Genomic DNA, 15,896 nt, shown 5'->3' on the forward strand with positions numbered 1-15,896 from the left:
TTTATTAACAAACAGGAGAAGACATGAACCAATCAGAAACTTTATTTGCACAAGCAAAAACTGTCATTTCTGGTGGGGTGAACTCACCAGTTAGAGCATTTAATGGTGTAGGTGGCAGCCCTATTTTTTTTACCCGTGGCGAGGGTGCTTATCTTTTTGATGTAGATGGTAAAAAGTATATTGACTATGTTGCCTCTTGGGGTCCAATGATTTTAGGTCATGCCAATCAAGCGGTTATTGACGCTGTTAAAACCGCCTTGGGAAACGGCCTTGGTTTTGGTGCGCCTACTCAAATTGAAACAATATTGGCAGAAAAAGTATGCGAGTTAATGCCTTCAATTGAGCTACTTCGTATGGTCAGTTCAGGCACAGAAGCAACCATGAGTGCCATTCGTTTGGCGCGCGGTCATACGAGCAGAGACAAAATTATCAAATTTGAAGGCTGTTATCATGGCCATTCTGACTCATTACTGGTTAAAGCAGGTTCTGGTGCTTTAACATTGGGCGTGCCCACCTCACCTGGCGTGCCTGAAGATTTTGCAAAGTACACACTGACTTTAGAATACAACAACATTGACCAAATACGCGAAGTGCTAAGTGAAGTGGGCGCTGAAGTAGCTTGTGTTATTGTTGAACCTGTGGCAGGCAATATGAACTGCATTCCACCCATTGATGGTTTTTTGCAAGGATTGCGCGAATTGTGTGATGATCATGGGATTATTTTAATTTTTGATGAAGTAATGACAGGCTTTCGTGCCGCACTTGGTGGTGCACAAGCACTTTACAATGTAAGACCTGATTTAACAACATTGGGCAAGGTGATTGGTGGTGGCTTACCAGTGGGCGCATTTGGTGGCAAGCGTGACATTATGCAATCGATTGCACCACTAGGATCTGTTTATCAAGCAGGAACGCTTTCGGGCAATCCAATATCAATGTCAGCAGGCTTGGCAATGTTAAATACATTATCAAAAGATGAGGGTTTTTATACCACCTTAAATGCCAAAGTTCAGAAGCTAACAAAGGGTATTTTAGCCAAGGCCAAGGAAAACAATATCGGTATGATTACTACCGTTGTGGGCGGTATGTTTGGTCTGTTTTTTACCGACTCTCAATCAGTGACTAACTTTAAAGGGGCTTCACAATGTAATGTTGAATTGTTTAAAAAATTCTACCACCTAATGTTGGCAGAGGGCGTGTATATGGCGCCTTCTGCTTATGAAGCAGATTTTGTTTCCAGTGCTCATAGCGATATAGATATTCAAAATACCATTGATGCGGCTGGACGTGCATTTGCAAAGTTGGCATAAATTCTTATGAAGATTGATGTGGTTGAATCAGAGTTGACTAATGCCGCTAAGTTGCTGGATAATTTTAGCAACAATATCACTATTTTTGGCGTTGAAAGAATTAACCAAGAGCGTGATTCGGGCAAAAAAGCTTATCAGTTGAGTAAATTATTATCTGATAATAGGTTTAACATATTAACGGGCGCTGGTTCTGGCATTATGCAAGTTACAAATCAAGGCGCATTTTTTTTGCTGGACGTATCATTTTGCTTACCCATCATTACTTACTTTAAAACGCTTGCACAGCAAAGCTATATTAGTTAGTAAGATTTAAATTTATTTTGTCTTGTTGATGAGATAGAGCAAATACTAGCTAGTATTAAGGAGGTTATAATGGCGCTTGCAATTTTTGACTTAGACAAAACACTGATTAAAGGAGACAGTGATTTTCTTTGGGGGGTTTTTTTAAGTGAAATTGGCGCTGTTGATGCAGATATTTATCAAAGCAAAAATCAGTATTTTTTTGATCAATACGCACTTGGAAAATTAGACATTAATGAGTATTTAGAATTCTGCCTAATGCCTTTGTCTCAATACTCTATGCAGACATTAAATCAATGGCATCAGCAGTTTATGAGCCAGAAGATTGAGCAAATCTTATTGCCCAAAGCTCAAGCAGTGGTTGATATGCATAAAGAAAAAGGTGATACTGTAATGGTGATTACTGCCACCAATCGCTTTGTTACTATGCCCATTGTGGCTAGATATGGGATTGAACATTTATTAGCCACTAATCCTGAAATTAAAGAAGGCCAATATACAGGTAAAGTTGAGGGCGAACCGTGCTTTCAATCTGGAAAAATTAATCATCTTAATAAATGGCTGAAAGAGACTGGCGAAAACATCAAAGACGCAAGTTTTTATTCAGATTCGTATAATGATTTACCCATGTTGGAATTGGTAGATTATCCAATTGTTGTTCATGGTGATGATAAACTAAATGCCCTTGCAATTGAGCGAGGCTGGAAGCGCTTGGACTGGGTATAATGTTATTTTTTTGAAAGTGGTATAAAAAACTTCCAAAGGGAGGTTTTTTATTGAATAGGTAATAATAGATTATTACATATAAAGGTTATGGTTTGAGCCATCACATTCATTGAAATAAGTGGCTGCGCCTGCAAATTCAACGCCATCAATGAAGTCCTCTTTAGTATAGCCAAATAAATCAACGGTCATTTCACAAGCGATAAATTTAACATCAAATTCCTGACACATAGAGCGTAACTCATCAAGCGTTGCAACACCATTTTTCTTCATGGTTTTTTTCATTAAATAAGTAGCTAAGTATTCTGTGAATGGCAAAGACCAAAATATATTTGGAATTTTTGGACCAAAATCAATTTTTTGTAGCCATTCAGGACCAAAAGGCAATTTCATTGGCATGCCAGGATTTCCGAGAGGAGAAACACGTAATTTAGAGGTATCTTTTAATAAAAGATTAAGCCCGTAAAAGGTAAAGAAGATGGTAACTTCTTTATCCATTGCGACACCAGTAGAGGCGATAATGAAAGGCGGAAAGGCCCAATCAAAAGTTCCTTTGGTGGCAATGATGGTCATTTTTTTACTGTCTGACATAATGATTTTCCTATAAAATAATTAATACTTAACTTAAACCTTTTCAATGGTGAAGATGTACTTGCCACTTTCTTCAACAGTGGATATAAGTTTGTTACCTGTTTGATTACAAAAAGCCTCAATGTCTTTTACTGAACCAGTATCAGTTGATATTACGTCTAAGATTTTACCAGTATCCATTTTAGATAATGCTTTCTTAGTTTTTAAAATTGGTAATGGGCAGTTTAAGCCTGATGCATCTAAAGTTTCGTCAGCCATTTTTGTGGACTCCTTATATTTTTTTAAAGTTTAAATAATAAACATATTAGAGATAACTAATAAGTTCGGCTATTTTAGTCGCCCATCGGTAAAGAGTCAAATATAATAAGTGCATGATTAAACTTTTAGTAATGTGGATATTGATAGTTTTGCCTACGTTTGCATTAGAGGCGCCTGAGTTGACCCTATTCGAGTCGTTACAGGAGCAAAAATAAGGTAATAAATTTTTACAAATTATTTTGGGATAGCAGATTCTGTGGTGGCTGATATTGAAACCCAAGTTTATTTAAAAAAATTAGGTTATGAATTGTCTGCTCATAGTGAAAACCCATCTGAGTATCTTGATTTTTTTATGCTGAATGATGATGATATTAATGCTTTTGCAGGTCCATATGGTTATATTGGTATGTTGCTCAGTTCTGATTCTGGATCTGAGCTTGTAGGTGTTCTTTCTCATGAAATATCGCACGTTACTCAAAATCATCTAACTCGTTTTAGTGAGAAGACAGGAAAATTCTGGCTATACTATGCAGCTAATAATAAAATCACTAAGGGTATTAGTATATTAAAGCGTTATTTAAAACTTACAATATAGGTACTTATCATTCTCATAAGTTACTTTCATATTTATTATGTAAATGCTGATAAGTTAGATTGCGTACATATTCACAACGCCAAAGTATTGGTATTGCAAGGTAGGTTAAGCGAAGGTGTTACTTGTTATCAGTGAGCAGAATCTGTCACTCAGTCGCGAGACTTGTTTGATGTTTTAACAGTCAGAATTAATCGCTTAAAGTGGTTGACAGATTTGTACCAGAATTTACCTAATTAGATAGTTACGACTTTTACGCCATTAGACGTGCCTAATAATAAAACATCTGCGCCACGATTAGCAAAAAGCCCATTAGTCACTACCCCAGTAATGCTGTTTAATTCTACCTCCATTGCTTTGGGGTTGGTAATTTTCAAATCTTTAATATCAAGGATTAAGTTACCATTATCAGTGATAAAGTTTTCTCTAACTTTAGGCGCTCCACCAATTCTTTGGGTGATTTGATGTTTGACATAGTTAGATGCCATTGGAATAACTTCAACAGGTAGTGGAAAGCTGCCCAACATTGCCACTAACTTTGATTCATCAGCAATACAAATAAATTGATCAGCCACCACTGCTACAATTTTTTCGCGTGTGAGCGCACCGCCACCACCTTTGATAAGATTTAGATCGCCGTCTGATTCATCTGCACCATCAATATAAACTGAAATAGCTTCTACCTCATTAAGGTCAAATACTTTAATACCATGGCCTTCTAATCGCTGTGCAGTTGCTTTAGAACTTACAACAGTCCCTTTGATGTCGTTTTTCATTGTTGCCAATGCATCAATGAAAAAATTAGCAGTAGAGCCAGTACCCACGCCTATAATGGTATTTTTTACTACGTACTTGAGTGCGGCTTGCGCAACAGCGAATTTCATCTCGTCTTGAGTCATAATGAGTTCCATGTAATCTAAATATTAGATTAAATTATACACGATGAAAGAAATCATTCTTGCCAGCAATAATCAAGGTAAATTCAGAGAATTTAACGTCATGTTAAGCGGTATTTACCAAGTTGTATCTATGTAAGATATGCAGGTTGAAGAAGTGCCAGAAACAGGGCTAACCTTTGTTGAAAATGCACTGATTAAAGCACGAAATACCAGTGAATAATCTGGATTACCAGTACTGGCTGATGACTCAGGTATTGTGATAGATGTACTGGGCGAGTCCTGGTATTTATTCTGCACGTTATGTGAATTGTCATGGGGATGATGAGGCGAATACTCAAAAAGTATTAACCGATATGAAGGACGTGCCAGAGGGTGAGAGAACTGAACGATTTTGGTGCGCGATTGTTCTTGTTGAGTGTAAAAATGATCCAACACCCATTATTATTCAACGTGGTTGGGAAGGTGAAAAAATGGGTGATAATGGCTTTGATTATGACCCAATTTTTATTGGTATTTCTGGCAAATGCTCAGTCTAGTATTAGCGATGAGCCATCGCATTGCACATCTTATGATGCTGATGTTATGCAGACTATGCAACAGATAGCGTACACGCTCAGTGTGATTCAGTTTGTAGTGCTTGTGTGGCAATTCAAAACACTAGCTTAGTTCTACAACGCTTAACGTTTGTACTCACGCCTTATGTTTTTGTCAATATCAATTGTCACTCTTTGAGTAAGCCTATTATTAACCCTCCTCCCATTGCTTAATTCTTTTTTGGATGCACCACTCAGTGGTAATAAACTTATAATACCTATATTTTAATTTTAGAAAAGAAAAGAGAAAAAGATGAAAATATTAATAATGTTATCAAGCGTGTTGTTTTTAAGCAGTTGTTTTGATAGTGGTGATGTGCAGGCAAAAACAACTTTTAATAAAAATTGTCTAGTGCGCCACGGGAAAGCAGGTGGTGGTCTTGTTAAAGATTGGAAAAAGAGGCAAGCTGATGGCAATTTTCCAGCACCACCTGTGAATGGTACGGTGCATACTTGGCATCACCCCCACCCGTACAATTATTACGTACTATTAATAACGGTGGCGTATAATTTGGTGGGTAAATGTTAGGGCTTAAAAACAAGCCCTACTTGATCATATTCATAGTCTGTGGTCTAAAGATATACAGCAAAATATGACGCAAGGTTTTCAAAATGATTAGAAAAAGGCGATTTCTTCAAGCTGGTTTGGCTTTGATGGCCTTGCCTAAGCAAATAGTTTTACCAAGTAGGCGGTTGTTTAAAAATCGTTTTCAAGTACCCATACTAGAAACAGGTAAAAGGATTGGCAAAGATGTGTGTTTTAATTTAAAGATCCAATCTGGATAAAGTGCTATTTTGCCCAATCAATTAATCCCAACATTAGGCATTAATCAGTCTTTTTTAGGCGTGACTTTGAGAGGCAATAGAGGTGACCGAGTACACATTAAGGTTAAAAATAGCCTTGATAAAACCACCATGCTACACTGGCATGGGATGAAGCTACCTGCCAAAGCAGATGGTGGGCCTCATCAGCCAATTCAACTGAGTGGTACTTGGCTAAGTGAGTTTAATATTATTCAAGATGCAGCAACATTATGGTATCACTCTCATCAAATTCATCAAACAGGTAGGCAGGTTTGCCAAGGATTGGCAGGGATGTTTATTATTGATGATGAATCCGCTAAAAACTTAAGTCCACCTATGGAATATGGTGGGGATGATTTTCCAGTCATTATTCAGAACAAGGACTTTAAGAAAAATGGTGTATTTGCCTATATTCGCTCCATGCCAGATAGAATGATGAGTAAGAAGGGATAAACTGTTTTGGTTAATGGTGTTATTAACTCTGTTTTAGAAGCAAAGAAATCATTATTGCGCTTGCGCCTATTGAATGGCTCTAATGCTAGAACCTATCATTTGAGTTTTGATGATCATCGGACTTTTTATATCATTGGTAGTGATGGTGGTTTGTTAGAGCGCTCTAACAAAGTTAATTCACTTAGAATTAGTACCAGCAGAAAGAGTAGAAATTTTGCTTGATGTGGCAGATGGGAAAACGCCTACTTTGAAACATAATGTCAATCAAACATCATCAGGTATGGGAATAGGCATGATGAGTAGAATGATGAATCGCGATAAAGACTTGACTATTTTCCAAATTGATGCTTTAAGTGCACAAACAAGTAACCGAAGCATTCCTAATCAACTAATAACGCATCAACTGATGCCCCCCAATGTTAATGAGCGTTTAATGACATTGCAAATGCGTATATGGGACCAATGATGATGTTTGGTGGTGATGTCTTTAGTATTAATGGCAAAACCATGGTTATGAATCGCATTGATTCATAACTTTTAAACTTTTACAAATCATCTCACTATGCAAATGAGGTATTTTACCGTGCAGTCATGAATGGCGTTACAGCACATCATTAGCGGTTTGGGAATATGCCGCCTGTTGAAAGTATTAAACGCAAGGATGTTCTAAAATTATTAGTTATATTCGTTGTTTGCAAAGAGTGAACAAACTTTATTAATGTGTAAGGAGTAGATAAAAAGTTATGTTTAATTTATAGTATGGGGCTTGTATGAGCGATAACAGCATTCATTTATCAATTTTAGGCATGCCTTGTGCTTGTGGATGTGTTGCCAGTGTTGAAAATGCCTTGAATAAGCTTGATGGCGTTGATAAGGCCAGTGTTAATTTTTCTGACCATACTGCTAATACTGGTGGTTTTGGTTGTCAAAGAAATAATCAGATTTATTGTATAAGCATTAAGTAAAATAGTGCTTTAATAAATTTATATGTTAAACGAGATCTTTGCATAAATATGAATAATCATCAAAACACCATGTCTAATAACACACACAATATTGCAAGCGTCTTAACAGAAAGCTTGCCTTATATTCAAAAGTTCCAAGGAAAAACCATCGTCATTAAATATGGCGGTAATGCCATGGTTGATGAGGCCTTAAAATCCAGTTTTGCACGCGATATTGTGCTGATGAAGTTAGTGGGTATGAATCCAATTGTGGTGCATGGTGGTGGTCCACAGATTGCCAAGATATTAGAGAAAATTGGTAAACAAAGTCAATTCATTGATGGTATGCGCGTCACCGATGCAGAAACCATGGACGTGGTTGAAATGGTACTAGGTGGCTTGGTTAATAAAGAAATTGTCAATCTCATTCACCAACATGGCGGTCATTCAATTGGCTTGACTGGCAAAGATGGCAGTTTAATTTCTGCTAAAAAATTAAAGCATTATATTGAACCGACCTCTGAAATTATTGATCTTGGCCATGTGGGTGAGGTGGATAAAATTGATACTTCGGTGATTAACTTATTATTAAAAGGGGACTTTATTCCAGTTATCGCGCCTATTGGTGTAGGCAAAGATAGTTTTTCTTATAATATAAACGCAGATTTGGTTGCAGGTGCAATTGCACAAGCACTGAATGCTGAAAAATTAATATTATTAACCAATACGTCTGGTTTATTAGATGCCAATGGTGAATTATTAACTGGGCTTGATACCAATATTATTGATGAATTGATTGAGGACGGTACGATTCATAGTGGCATGTTGCCAAAAATTAATTGCGCTCTATCAGCCGTTAAAAATGGCGTTAAATCTACGCATATTATTGATGGACGGGCTGCACACGCAGTATTGTTAGAAGTCTTTACAGATAGTGGTGTAGGCACATTGATTACTTGCAATGAGTAAGTCTAATCAAGATAGTATTAAGGTTTGTGATTGTCAAATTTTGGCACATTATCAGTTTGAAGGCGAGCAACATATTTTAACTCTGGCATCAGACATTATTGCCAAACAAACCAAACCAGGACAGTTTGTACACCTTACTGTCTCTAGTGCTTTAGCTATGAGACGACCCATCTCAATTATGTCAGTTGATCTTGAAAATGGCACTTTTGATTTGCTTTATAAGGTTGTGGGTGAAGGCACTCGCCAATTATCACAGCGTAAAGTGGGCGATGTGCTATCAATTATTGGTCCTATCGGTAACGGCTTTAAACTCACTGATAAAAAACGACCACTATTGATTGGTGGCGGTGTGGGTATGCCACCGATGATTGCCATTGCACAGCAAGTAAAAGACTTTGACTATGAATCTTTTGCAATCCTAGGCGCTGAAGTGCCATTTCCCTTTGCTGATAAGTTGGCCGATAATAACAAGAATTATCAAGGCGCAACATACACCATGCCTGAATTAGAAGATTGGGGTATTGAATGCCGTTTAGCCAGCCTGCAAGGTTTTGATGGTATATTTAAGGGTTTTGTAACTGATTTAGCCAAAGTATATTTAGATGGTCTAACAGCTGATGAAAGAATGCAAGTTGAAGTATATGCTTGTGGCCCAAACTCAATGTTAATGGCAGTGGCTAGTTTGGCTAAAGAATACGACTTACCTTGTCAAATTTCATTGGAGGAAAATATGGCTTGTGCTGTGGGCGGTTGTGCAGGGTGTGTGGTTGAAGTGCAAACTGATCAGGGCATTGCTATGAAGCGTGTTTGTGTTGATGGTCCAGTGTTTGACGCCTACCAAGTATTTTGATTAAAGATAACTTAGTAAAAGTTCAAGCAAGGATTAACAGCGTCAATCACACTCAATCCGTTACTTTAATTGCAGTGAGTAAAACTAGATCGACAGATGAGTTACAACAAGCCATTGATGCGGGTCAGCAACATTGTGCTGAAAACTATTTACAAGAAGCGTTGATAAAAATTAATCACTTAAAGGGTCAAAACTTAATTTGGCATTTTATTGGCCCTATTCAGTCAAATAAAACCTTAAAAATTGCCCAAAATTTTGACTGGGTACACAGTATAGAGCGATTTAAAATTGCCCAAAGACTCAACGATCAACGCCCAAAAAACTTACCTAAATTAAAGGTACTTCTTCAGATTAATATTGATAATGAGCCTAGCAAATCAGGCGTATTGGTTGAAGGAATTAATGAACTAATGACTCATTTTGAAAGCCTAAAAAATCTCACTTTAAGGGGCTTTATGTGTATACCTAATCCTTCTAACTCAACACAAAGTTTTGTAAGAATGGCAAACGTTATCAAGCAACATCCCAACTTGGATGTTTTATCGATGGGCATGAGTCATGATTTAGAATTAGCCATTGCTAGTGGTGCTACTTTTGTACGTATTGGTACAGATATTTTTGGCAAGAGGATTTAAATACAACCACTTTTACTTTTTTAGCTTGAATTTAAAAATTAAAGCAGCCTAAATAGAAAGCAAGGTAATAAACATTCAGTATAAAATTTATTTTATTTTTAATTATTTAAAGGAGGTCATGTTTATATTGAACAAGAGATTTTTATTAAGAGGGAGGGGAGGGTATTGGTAGCGATTATTCTCACAACAGGTTGTACTAACAGAGCAGAAAGTATTGTCGCATCTTTATATGTTCCATGAAAGATATACTGATGGTGGTTGTGCAGTTCTGACCACACAAATGTCAGATGCTAGAACTAATCTTGCTAAATATAAAGGTATGGTAGAAGCAATAGAAACAGCACAAATAAAAAATGAATGTAAAGGTGCTTAATGCATCTGGTGATAATAAATGCTGATTAGTGGCATTAAATTATTATTTATTCTATTCAGAGCAACCGCCTTTCTTGGCGATTGCTCTATTTCTCATATACCTGAATTTAATACTTGGGAAACTAAGGATCAACTTTACAAGGTTAGTAAAAATTGGGGATGTTATTATTACCAGCAAAGATTGGAAAAAACCAATGTCATGGTTTGGGCATTCTGCAATTATGGTTAGTAAGTATAAAGTTGGAGAATACCTAGAGTTGTGTTATGGATATTACGAAACGGATGTGATACTTTACCTTAGCAAGAAAAAAGAATTTACGGTGCTAAGATATAAAGCATTTAATGAGAAGTTTAAAACAGCTTTTTTAAAAAATTTACCCAATACTAAACACAAGCAATATAAGATAGTTGAAAAAACTGATGGCAGTGTATTTTATTGCTCACAGTATATTATTTGGTACTTATATTGGAAACTGTTAAAGATTTAGGCTATGATTTAGATGTTGATAAGGATGGTGGTTACTTTTTTTACACCGTATGATTTATTAAATTCTAAATATTTTGATAAGGTATTGTTCACACCATGACAATTAAATTATTAATCACTGGCGGCACAATTGATAAGGTTTATAAGGAACTGACTGGTCAGTTAGTATTTAAACAAACTCATCTTGTTGATATGCTTAATCAATCTAGGTCAATGGTTGATACTTTGTCTGAAGTACTGTTCTTAAAAGACAGCTTGGATATGAGTGATGCTAATCGAGCATTGATTTTGCAAAAGTGTCAGGCAAGTGAGACAAACCGTATTTTAATTACTCATGGTACTGATACCATGGTTAAAACTGCAAAACTATTGGGTAAAGAAATTAATAACAAAACCATTGTTTTATTTGGTGCTATGATGCCTTATTCTATCAAAAGCTCTGATGCCTTGTTTAATTTAGGCATGGCTTTAAGTGCGGTACAAACCAAAAAGTGCGGTGTTTATATTGCTATGAATGGGCAAGTGTTTGATTTTGACAAAGTAGAGAAAAACAAAGGACAGGGTATTTTTATATCCTCCTAGCCCTTTGAATGGGATCGACAGATTTTATTTTGTCATATGTTCAATGGCTGCTTTTAGTTCGTCATCTGAACAAGTTATACAGGTGCCTTTCGGTGGCATTGCACCTACTCCGAGATTGCCACTTTGACTAAATCTTGCTATACCGCGTTTAATCCTTGGTGTCCAGTCAGTCTTAACACCAAACTTAGGTGCACCGGCAATACCAATACTATGGCAACTAGCGTATACAGAAGTACAAACCTCTTTGCCACTGCGAGGTTTTGTAGCAACTGCTACGGGTGCTTTGATGATGTTAACGTCAAATATCATTTTCTAAATATACTTGACCTAGTGGTCTAATTCTGCCTTCAAGTATTGAAGTGTCAACAGAGTTAACTTTAATTAAATGACTAAAAAAACGCATCAACGCCAATAATAGCCGCTACTAAATTCTTAAAGTGCATAGTATTTTTTCTTGTTTTTAATATAGCTTTGTGTCAATATCGATAGATGACTCGTTCGTAGAAATAAGTTATAATTCCCAGAGGACAATATTATACTGCCAAGTCAGCAACAAGTATCAAAAATGATTAAAAACACACGCTTAAGTGGTATTAAAGTATCAAAAATAAACACTTGGGTTAGTGTTATTTTTGCGTTCATTATTGTATTAGTAGTGTTATTTTTTTTGACTTTTCTAATGTTACTAAAAGCACCGATTGAGACTCAATTATCAAGCTTAACTGGGCTTGATGTTCAGTTGTCTAAAATCACCTTCGATTTTGAAAATAAAGGTATTACTTTAAAAGTGCATGATATTTCCATTGCGTCTAGTGAGGCTCAGAAAATGGCCATGATTAAAAACTTATCTTGGCATATTAATCTGTTAAGTCTGTTTGATGATATTTATCATCCTAGCCAAATTTATATTGACACCTTGGTGCTTTACTCTAATCCTGATGACCTTAGTATAGATGATATTAAAAATATGGCCTCACTTGACACGTTAGAGGCGTTATATTTTTTTGAATCCTTGCATATTAATAAAACAATTATTGAAGATACAGTTATTAAAGATACAGTTGAAATTGCACCATTGACGCTTAAAAGAAATGGGATGCAATTTTTATTAACAATATCTAATCAGAATATTGGCATTAAACACCTTAACATTATGATTGCCTTCTCTGGCGCCAAGACTAATCAGAATGGTTTTTTAACGCTACCAATTATTTTGAGTGATGATGATTTTGAATTGTTATCAAGCCTTAAATTGTATAACCAGCAAGGTGATGATTTCATCCAATTTAGTGGCCTTGTTCAACGTATGAATGTGATCAATATTAGTGATTATTTACCTATAGCATTGACAGGTGATGCAACTCATCAATGGATTAAACATGCATTTCAATCAGGTGAATTGGATGATATCAATATCAATATCAAGAAAAATCTTTCAAAGCAACTGCCAGCAAAGATAAAATTTGATGCACACTTAAGTAATACTGAATTATTGTTTAATACTGATTGGCAAAGTCTTAAGAAATTAGATGCAAATATTGCTATTGATGGTAAAAAAATCACAGTTATGGTTAATCATGCTACGTTAAATGACATGCCTCTACAAGGTGTGAAAGTTCAAATGTTGGACATGGGCAAAGACAAGTTAGAGATTAACATCGTTAGTAAAATTAACACCCAAAGTGAAATATTAACTCAGTTTTTAAAAGATGCGCCATTGAATGATAATGTGAATGATGTGCTTGGGCAATTTAGTTTATCTGGCAAGGTTTCAGGCAATGTAGATTTGATTATACCACTGGATGAAACAGAGCCGGTATCGTATATTGATTTGAGCATCCAAGGCAACCGTTTGACAACATTGGATAGTGCAATTGTGGTTAAGAACTATAGTGCACAATTAGTATTGCATAATAATCAAATTACCTCAAAGGGTGTAGGCAATATTCGAGGCGAATCATTTAATATTCGTATCAATTCTAATCATCAAGATAACACCTTAGATGCATTATTTGAAGTAGGACTGACCAACAGTAGTGATAATTTTGAGTTTTACTTGGCTAAATATTCGGATCAATCATGGCGGGCAAATCTTAAGTCCGATGCGTTAAAAACTGATGTAAAAATTATACTAAATGAAGGTGCTTTACCCGAGGTGAGACTAATAAATCTTCAAATAACAGCATTAGACAAGATAAAAGGTAATTGGGGTATTCAGGCAAAGGATTTCCCCAGTATGTATTTAAGTGTACAAGGCATGCAAGTGGGTGAAAGCAAGCTGCCTGATTTTAATACCACGCTTGAATCACAAGACAAGGTGCTTAAGATCATTAATTTAGAATTTTTAGGCATAGGTGTGGATGGTCAAAATCTTAGTTTTGATGGTGCTTGGGTTGATGGTAGAACCATACTCACTGCCAAAGCAAAAGGTAGTAAGTTGAGTGAATTTCTTGACAAATTAAACATCAAAGAGAAAGTTCGTGGTGGTCAATTTGAGTTTGACGTGCGTCTATTTTGCAATTGTGCGCCATGGAACATGAATTTTAAAGACACCAGTGGCTTGATTAAAATGAAAGTTAAAGAAGGTGTATTTACTGACAAAGACCCTAATATTGGTCGGATTCTATCATTGCTTAATATTAAATCTATTGCCAAGCGTTTAGAATTGAATGTCACTGATTTGATTAGCAAAGGGTTTGTTTATGATGCGATTGATGCACAAGTTTCTATTCATAATTCTATGGCAATCATCAGCCATTTTAAACTTGACTCAAGCTCAAGCACGATTAGCTTAACAGGCTCAACTAATATCGTTAAACAAGAGTATCATTTAGAAGCAAAAGTATTACCCGCCATTAGTGATGCCGTGCCGATTGCTACCTATTTAGCTGGTGGCGGCTTGACAGGTTTAGGGGTTTGGCTGGCGGATAAAATGCTATTTAAAGGCAAGTTGATTAATGAGATTGTTGATGAAGTTGTTGGATTTAGATATAAAATAACAGGTTCATGGAATGAGCCCATTATTGAGAATATATCAACCGTATTATGATTGAGCAACTACTAGATGATCATCATCTAAACCAAGAAAAAATAACCGCTTTATTGTCTTCTTTGGCAATTAAGGGTGCTGATTATGCAGATTTGTATTTTCAACATTCGGTAATCGAATCCTGGTTTTTAGAAGAAAATATTGTTAAATCTGGCACTTATCACATTAGTCATGGCGTGGGTGCTAGAGCTGTGAGTTCTGACCAAACTAGCTTTGCTTATTCAGATGATTTAAACCTCAAAGCGATTGAAAAAGCTATTGGTTTTGCCAAGGGAATATCGACTCAAACTGGTATGGGAAAAATTCAGGCTTTTCAATCCATTCCACAAGTTGCTAGATATGGCGATTCAAATCCACTCAATAGTTTTTCTTCGCAAAAAAAAGTTGATTTTCTAAACAGAATTGATAAGCTTGCTAGAAAGGAGCCTAAAGTGAAGCAAGTCAGTGCTTCGATTTCTGGTGGGTTTAGCGAAGTGTTAATCGCTTCAACTGATGGCGTATTTGCAAAAGATTATCGTCCGATGGTACGTGTTAGTGTGAGTGTTATTGTTGAGCACAATGGTAGAACTGAATCCGCTTCAAGTGGTGGCGGTGGTCGGTATGATTATCGATATTTTATTGACCATGCTTTGGATGAAACTTATGTTAATGAAGCTATTAGACAGGCGTTAGTAGCGCTGGAGTCAAAAAACGCACCTGCTGGAAACATGCCAGTCATACTGGGTTCTGGCTGGCCAGGGGTATTACTACACGAGGCCATTGGCCATGGTTTGGAGGGTGATTTTAATCGTAAAAAATCATCCATATTCACCAATAGAATTGGTGAGCAAGTGGCCAGTGATAAATGCATCATTGTTGATAATGGTACCTTGGAAAATAGGCGTGGCAGTTTGACAATTGATGATGAGGGCACGCCAACACAAAATACTTTGTTGATTGAAAATGGCATCTTAAAAGGCTATCTATTTGACAAAATGAATGCCAAGTTAATGGATACGGTGTCAACAGGTAATGGCAGGCGCGAGTCTTATGCTCATATTCCCATGCCCAGAATGACTAACACTTATATGCTAAACGGGCAGGATTCTTTAGAGGATATGATTGCTTCTGTTGATGATGGTATTTATGCGCTTAATTTTGATGGCGGCCAAGTTGACATTACTTCAGGTAAATTTGTTTTTAGTGCTAACGAGGCCTATCTTATTAAGAATGGAAAAATTATGCACCCCGTTAAAGGTGTAACACTAATAGGCTCTGGTGATGAGGTGTTAAAGAAAATATCCATGGTAGCCAATGATTTAAAACTTGATAATGGCGTTGGCGTGTGTGGTAAAGATGGTCAAAGTGTGCCCGTAGGTGTTGGTCAACCCAGTTTAAAAATAGACCAGTTAACCGTGGGCGGTACTGAGGTTAATGCGTAATTGAACTTCTAAAAATGTATTTGTTGGTTATAGGTAAACTGATTGATTAAATTAGATATAATGT

At 36.4% G+C, this 15,896-nt stretch carries 22 protein-coding genes; 18 read left to right on the forward strand and 4 right to left on the reverse strand.

Annotated elements, in window-relative coordinates; all coding sequences use genetic code 11:
• Window positions 1-23 precede the first annotated feature (23 nt).
• The 3 genes from hemL to HUE58_RS00475 all read left to right on the forward strand — a co-directional run bounded on the left by hemL (window position 24) and on the right by HUE58_RS00475 (window position 2,336).
• The gene (hemL, locus tag HUE58_RS00465; protein ID WP_174605144.1) at window positions 24-1,310 is read left to right on the forward strand and encodes a glutamate-1-semialdehyde 2,1-aminomutase; all 1,287 of its coding nucleotides are present in this window, start codon (window positions 24-26) and stop codon (window positions 1,308-1,310) included.
• 6 nt (window positions 1,311-1,316) lie between these two features.
• A complete protein-coding gene (locus HUE58_RS00470; RefSeq protein WP_174605145.1) occupies window positions 1,317-1,613 on the forward strand; it encodes an SLOG cluster 4 domain-containing protein in 297 nt (98 codons plus the stop codon).
• 69 nt (window positions 1,614-1,682) lie between these two features.
• Window positions 1,683-2,336, forward strand: a complete 654-nt coding sequence (locus HUE58_RS00475) for a histidinol-phosphatase (protein WP_174605146.1) — start codon at window positions 1,683-1,685, stop codon at window positions 2,334-2,336.
• Window positions 2,337-2,408: 72 nt separating this feature from the next.
• On the opposite strand, the gene HUE58_RS00480 is transcribed toward HUE58_RS00475, so the two are convergent.
• Window positions 2,409-2,924, reverse strand: a complete 516-nt coding sequence (locus tag HUE58_RS00480; RefSeq protein WP_174605147.1) for a DsrE/DsrF/DrsH-like family protein — start codon at window positions 2,922-2,924, stop codon at window positions 2,409-2,411.
• Between the two features lie 33 nt (window positions 2,925-2,957).
• Entirely contained in the window at window positions 2,958-3,182 is a 225-nt protein-coding gene (locus tag HUE58_RS00485; RefSeq protein ID WP_174605148.1) for a sulfurtransferase TusA family protein, read from the reverse strand.
• Window positions 3,183-3,441: 259 nt separating this feature from the next.
• Here HUE58_RS00485 and HUE58_RS00490 point away from each other — a divergent pair, with 259 nt between their 5' ends.
• Window positions 3,442-3,777, forward strand: a complete 336-nt coding sequence (locus tag HUE58_RS00490; RefSeq protein WP_174605149.1) for a M48 family metallopeptidase — start codon at window positions 3,442-3,444, stop codon at window positions 3,775-3,777.
• Window positions 3,778-4,010: 233 nt separating this feature from the next.
• Here HUE58_RS00490 and rpiA read toward each other — a convergent pair whose 3' ends face one another.
• Window positions 4,011-4,673, reverse strand: coding sequence for a ribose-5-phosphate isomerase RpiA (gene rpiA / locus HUE58_RS00495; RefSeq protein WP_174606196.1), 663 nt, complete (start codon window positions 4,671-4,673; stop codon window positions 4,011-4,013).
• A gap of 263 nt (window positions 4,674-4,936) precedes the next feature.
• Between rpiA and HUE58_RS06720 the strand changes: the two genes are divergently transcribed.
• The 12 genes from HUE58_RS06720 to HUE58_RS00555 all read left to right on the forward strand — a co-directional run bounded on the left by HUE58_RS06720 (window position 4,937) and on the right by HUE58_RS00555 (window position 11,362).
• Window positions 4,937-5,209, forward strand: coding sequence for a non-canonical purine NTP pyrophosphatase (locus HUE58_RS06720; protein WP_246260814.1), 273 nt, complete (start codon window positions 4,937-4,939; stop codon window positions 5,207-5,209).
• A gap of 310 nt (window positions 5,210-5,519) precedes the next feature.
• Window positions 5,520-5,795, forward strand: a complete 276-nt coding sequence (locus HUE58_RS00505; protein WP_174605150.1) for a hypothetical protein — start codon at window positions 5,520-5,522, stop codon at window positions 5,793-5,795.
• A gap of 266 nt (window positions 5,796-6,061) precedes the next feature.
• Window positions 6,062-6,523, forward strand: a complete 462-nt coding sequence (locus tag HUE58_RS00510) for a multicopper oxidase domain-containing protein (RefSeq protein ID WP_174605151.1) — start codon at window positions 6,062-6,064, stop codon at window positions 6,521-6,523.
• Window positions 6,524-6,529: 6 nt separating this feature from the next.
• The gene (locus tag HUE58_RS00515; RefSeq protein ID WP_174605152.1) at window positions 6,530-6,745 is read left to right on the forward strand and encodes a cupredoxin domain-containing protein; all 216 of its coding nucleotides are present in this window, start codon (window positions 6,530-6,532) and stop codon (window positions 6,743-6,745) included.
• Complete coding sequence (locus HUE58_RS00520) at window positions 6,738-6,989, forward strand: hypothetical protein (RefSeq protein WP_174605153.1); 252 nt, start codon at window positions 6,738-6,740, stop codon at window positions 6,987-6,989. The genes HUE58_RS00515 and HUE58_RS00520 overlap by 8 nt, the downstream gene beginning before the upstream one ends.
• Before the next feature lie 304 nt (window positions 6,990-7,293).
• Window positions 7,294-7,488, forward strand: a complete 195-nt coding sequence (locus tag HUE58_RS00525; RefSeq protein ID WP_174605154.1) for a heavy-metal-associated domain-containing protein — start codon at window positions 7,294-7,296, stop codon at window positions 7,486-7,488.
• Window positions 7,489-7,536: 48 nt separating this feature from the next.
• Window positions 7,537-8,436 carry an acetylglutamate kinase gene (gene argB, locus HUE58_RS00530; protein WP_422851475.1) on the forward strand — a complete coding sequence of 300 codons (900 nt, stop codon included), beginning with the start codon at window positions 7,537-7,539 and terminating at the stop codon, window positions 8,434-8,436.
• On the forward strand, window positions 8,429-9,286 hold the full coding sequence (locus tag HUE58_RS00535) for a dihydroorotate dehydrogenase electron transfer subunit (RefSeq protein WP_174605155.1): 858 nt from the start codon (window positions 8,429-8,431) through the stop codon (window positions 9,284-9,286). The genes argB and HUE58_RS00535 overlap by 8 nt, the downstream gene beginning before the upstream one ends.
• Window positions 9,283-9,921 carry a YggS family pyridoxal phosphate-dependent enzyme gene (locus HUE58_RS00540; RefSeq protein ID WP_174605156.1) on the forward strand — a complete coding sequence of 213 codons (639 nt, stop codon included), beginning with the start codon at window positions 9,283-9,285 and terminating at the stop codon, window positions 9,919-9,921. Before HUE58_RS00535 ends, HUE58_RS00540 begins: the two co-directional genes overlap by 4 nt.
• A gap of 229 nt (window positions 9,922-10,150) precedes the next feature.
• Window positions 10,151-10,294, forward strand: coding sequence for a hypothetical protein (locus HUE58_RS00545; RefSeq protein WP_174605157.1), 144 nt, complete (start codon window positions 10,151-10,153; stop codon window positions 10,292-10,294).
• A gap of 28 nt (window positions 10,295-10,322) precedes the next feature.
• The gene (locus HUE58_RS00550; protein ID WP_174605158.1) at window positions 10,323-10,781 is read left to right on the forward strand and encodes a hypothetical protein; all 459 of its coding nucleotides are present in this window, start codon (window positions 10,323-10,325) and stop codon (window positions 10,779-10,781) included.
• A 95-nt stretch (window positions 10,782-10,876) separates the two neighbouring features.
• The gene (locus HUE58_RS00555) at window positions 10,877-11,362 is read left to right on the forward strand and encodes an asparaginase domain-containing protein (protein ID WP_174605159.1); all 486 of its coding nucleotides are present in this window, start codon (window positions 10,877-10,879) and stop codon (window positions 11,360-11,362) included.
• Window positions 11,363-11,386: 24 nt separating this feature from the next.
• Here HUE58_RS00555 and HUE58_RS00560 read toward each other — a convergent pair whose 3' ends face one another.
• On the reverse strand, window positions 11,387-11,671 hold the full coding sequence (locus HUE58_RS00560) for a c-type cytochrome (protein WP_174605160.1): 285 nt from the start codon (window positions 11,669-11,671) through the stop codon (window positions 11,387-11,389).
• Window positions 11,672-11,927: 256 nt separating this feature from the next.
• On the opposite strand from HUE58_RS00560, the gene HUE58_RS00565 reads away from it, so the two are divergent.
• Both HUE58_RS00565 and tldD read left to right on the forward strand, forming a co-directional pair.
• Window positions 11,928-14,411 (forward strand): YhdP family protein, encoded by a 2,484-nt coding sequence (locus tag HUE58_RS00565; protein WP_174605161.1) that lies wholly within the window; start codon window positions 11,928-11,930, stop codon window positions 14,409-14,411.
• A complete protein-coding gene (tldD, locus tag HUE58_RS00570) occupies window positions 14,408-15,832 on the forward strand; it encodes a metalloprotease TldD (protein WP_174605162.1) in 1,425 nt (474 codons plus the stop codon). The genes HUE58_RS00565 and tldD overlap by 4 nt, the downstream gene beginning before the upstream one ends.
• Window positions 15,833-15,896: the final 64 nt, after the last annotated feature.

Source organism: Candidatus Ruthia endofausta (genome assembly GCF_013342985.1).
Taxonomy (GTDB): Bacteria; Pseudomonadota; Gammaproteobacteria; order PS1; family Pseudothioglobaceae; genus Ruthia; species Ruthia endofausta.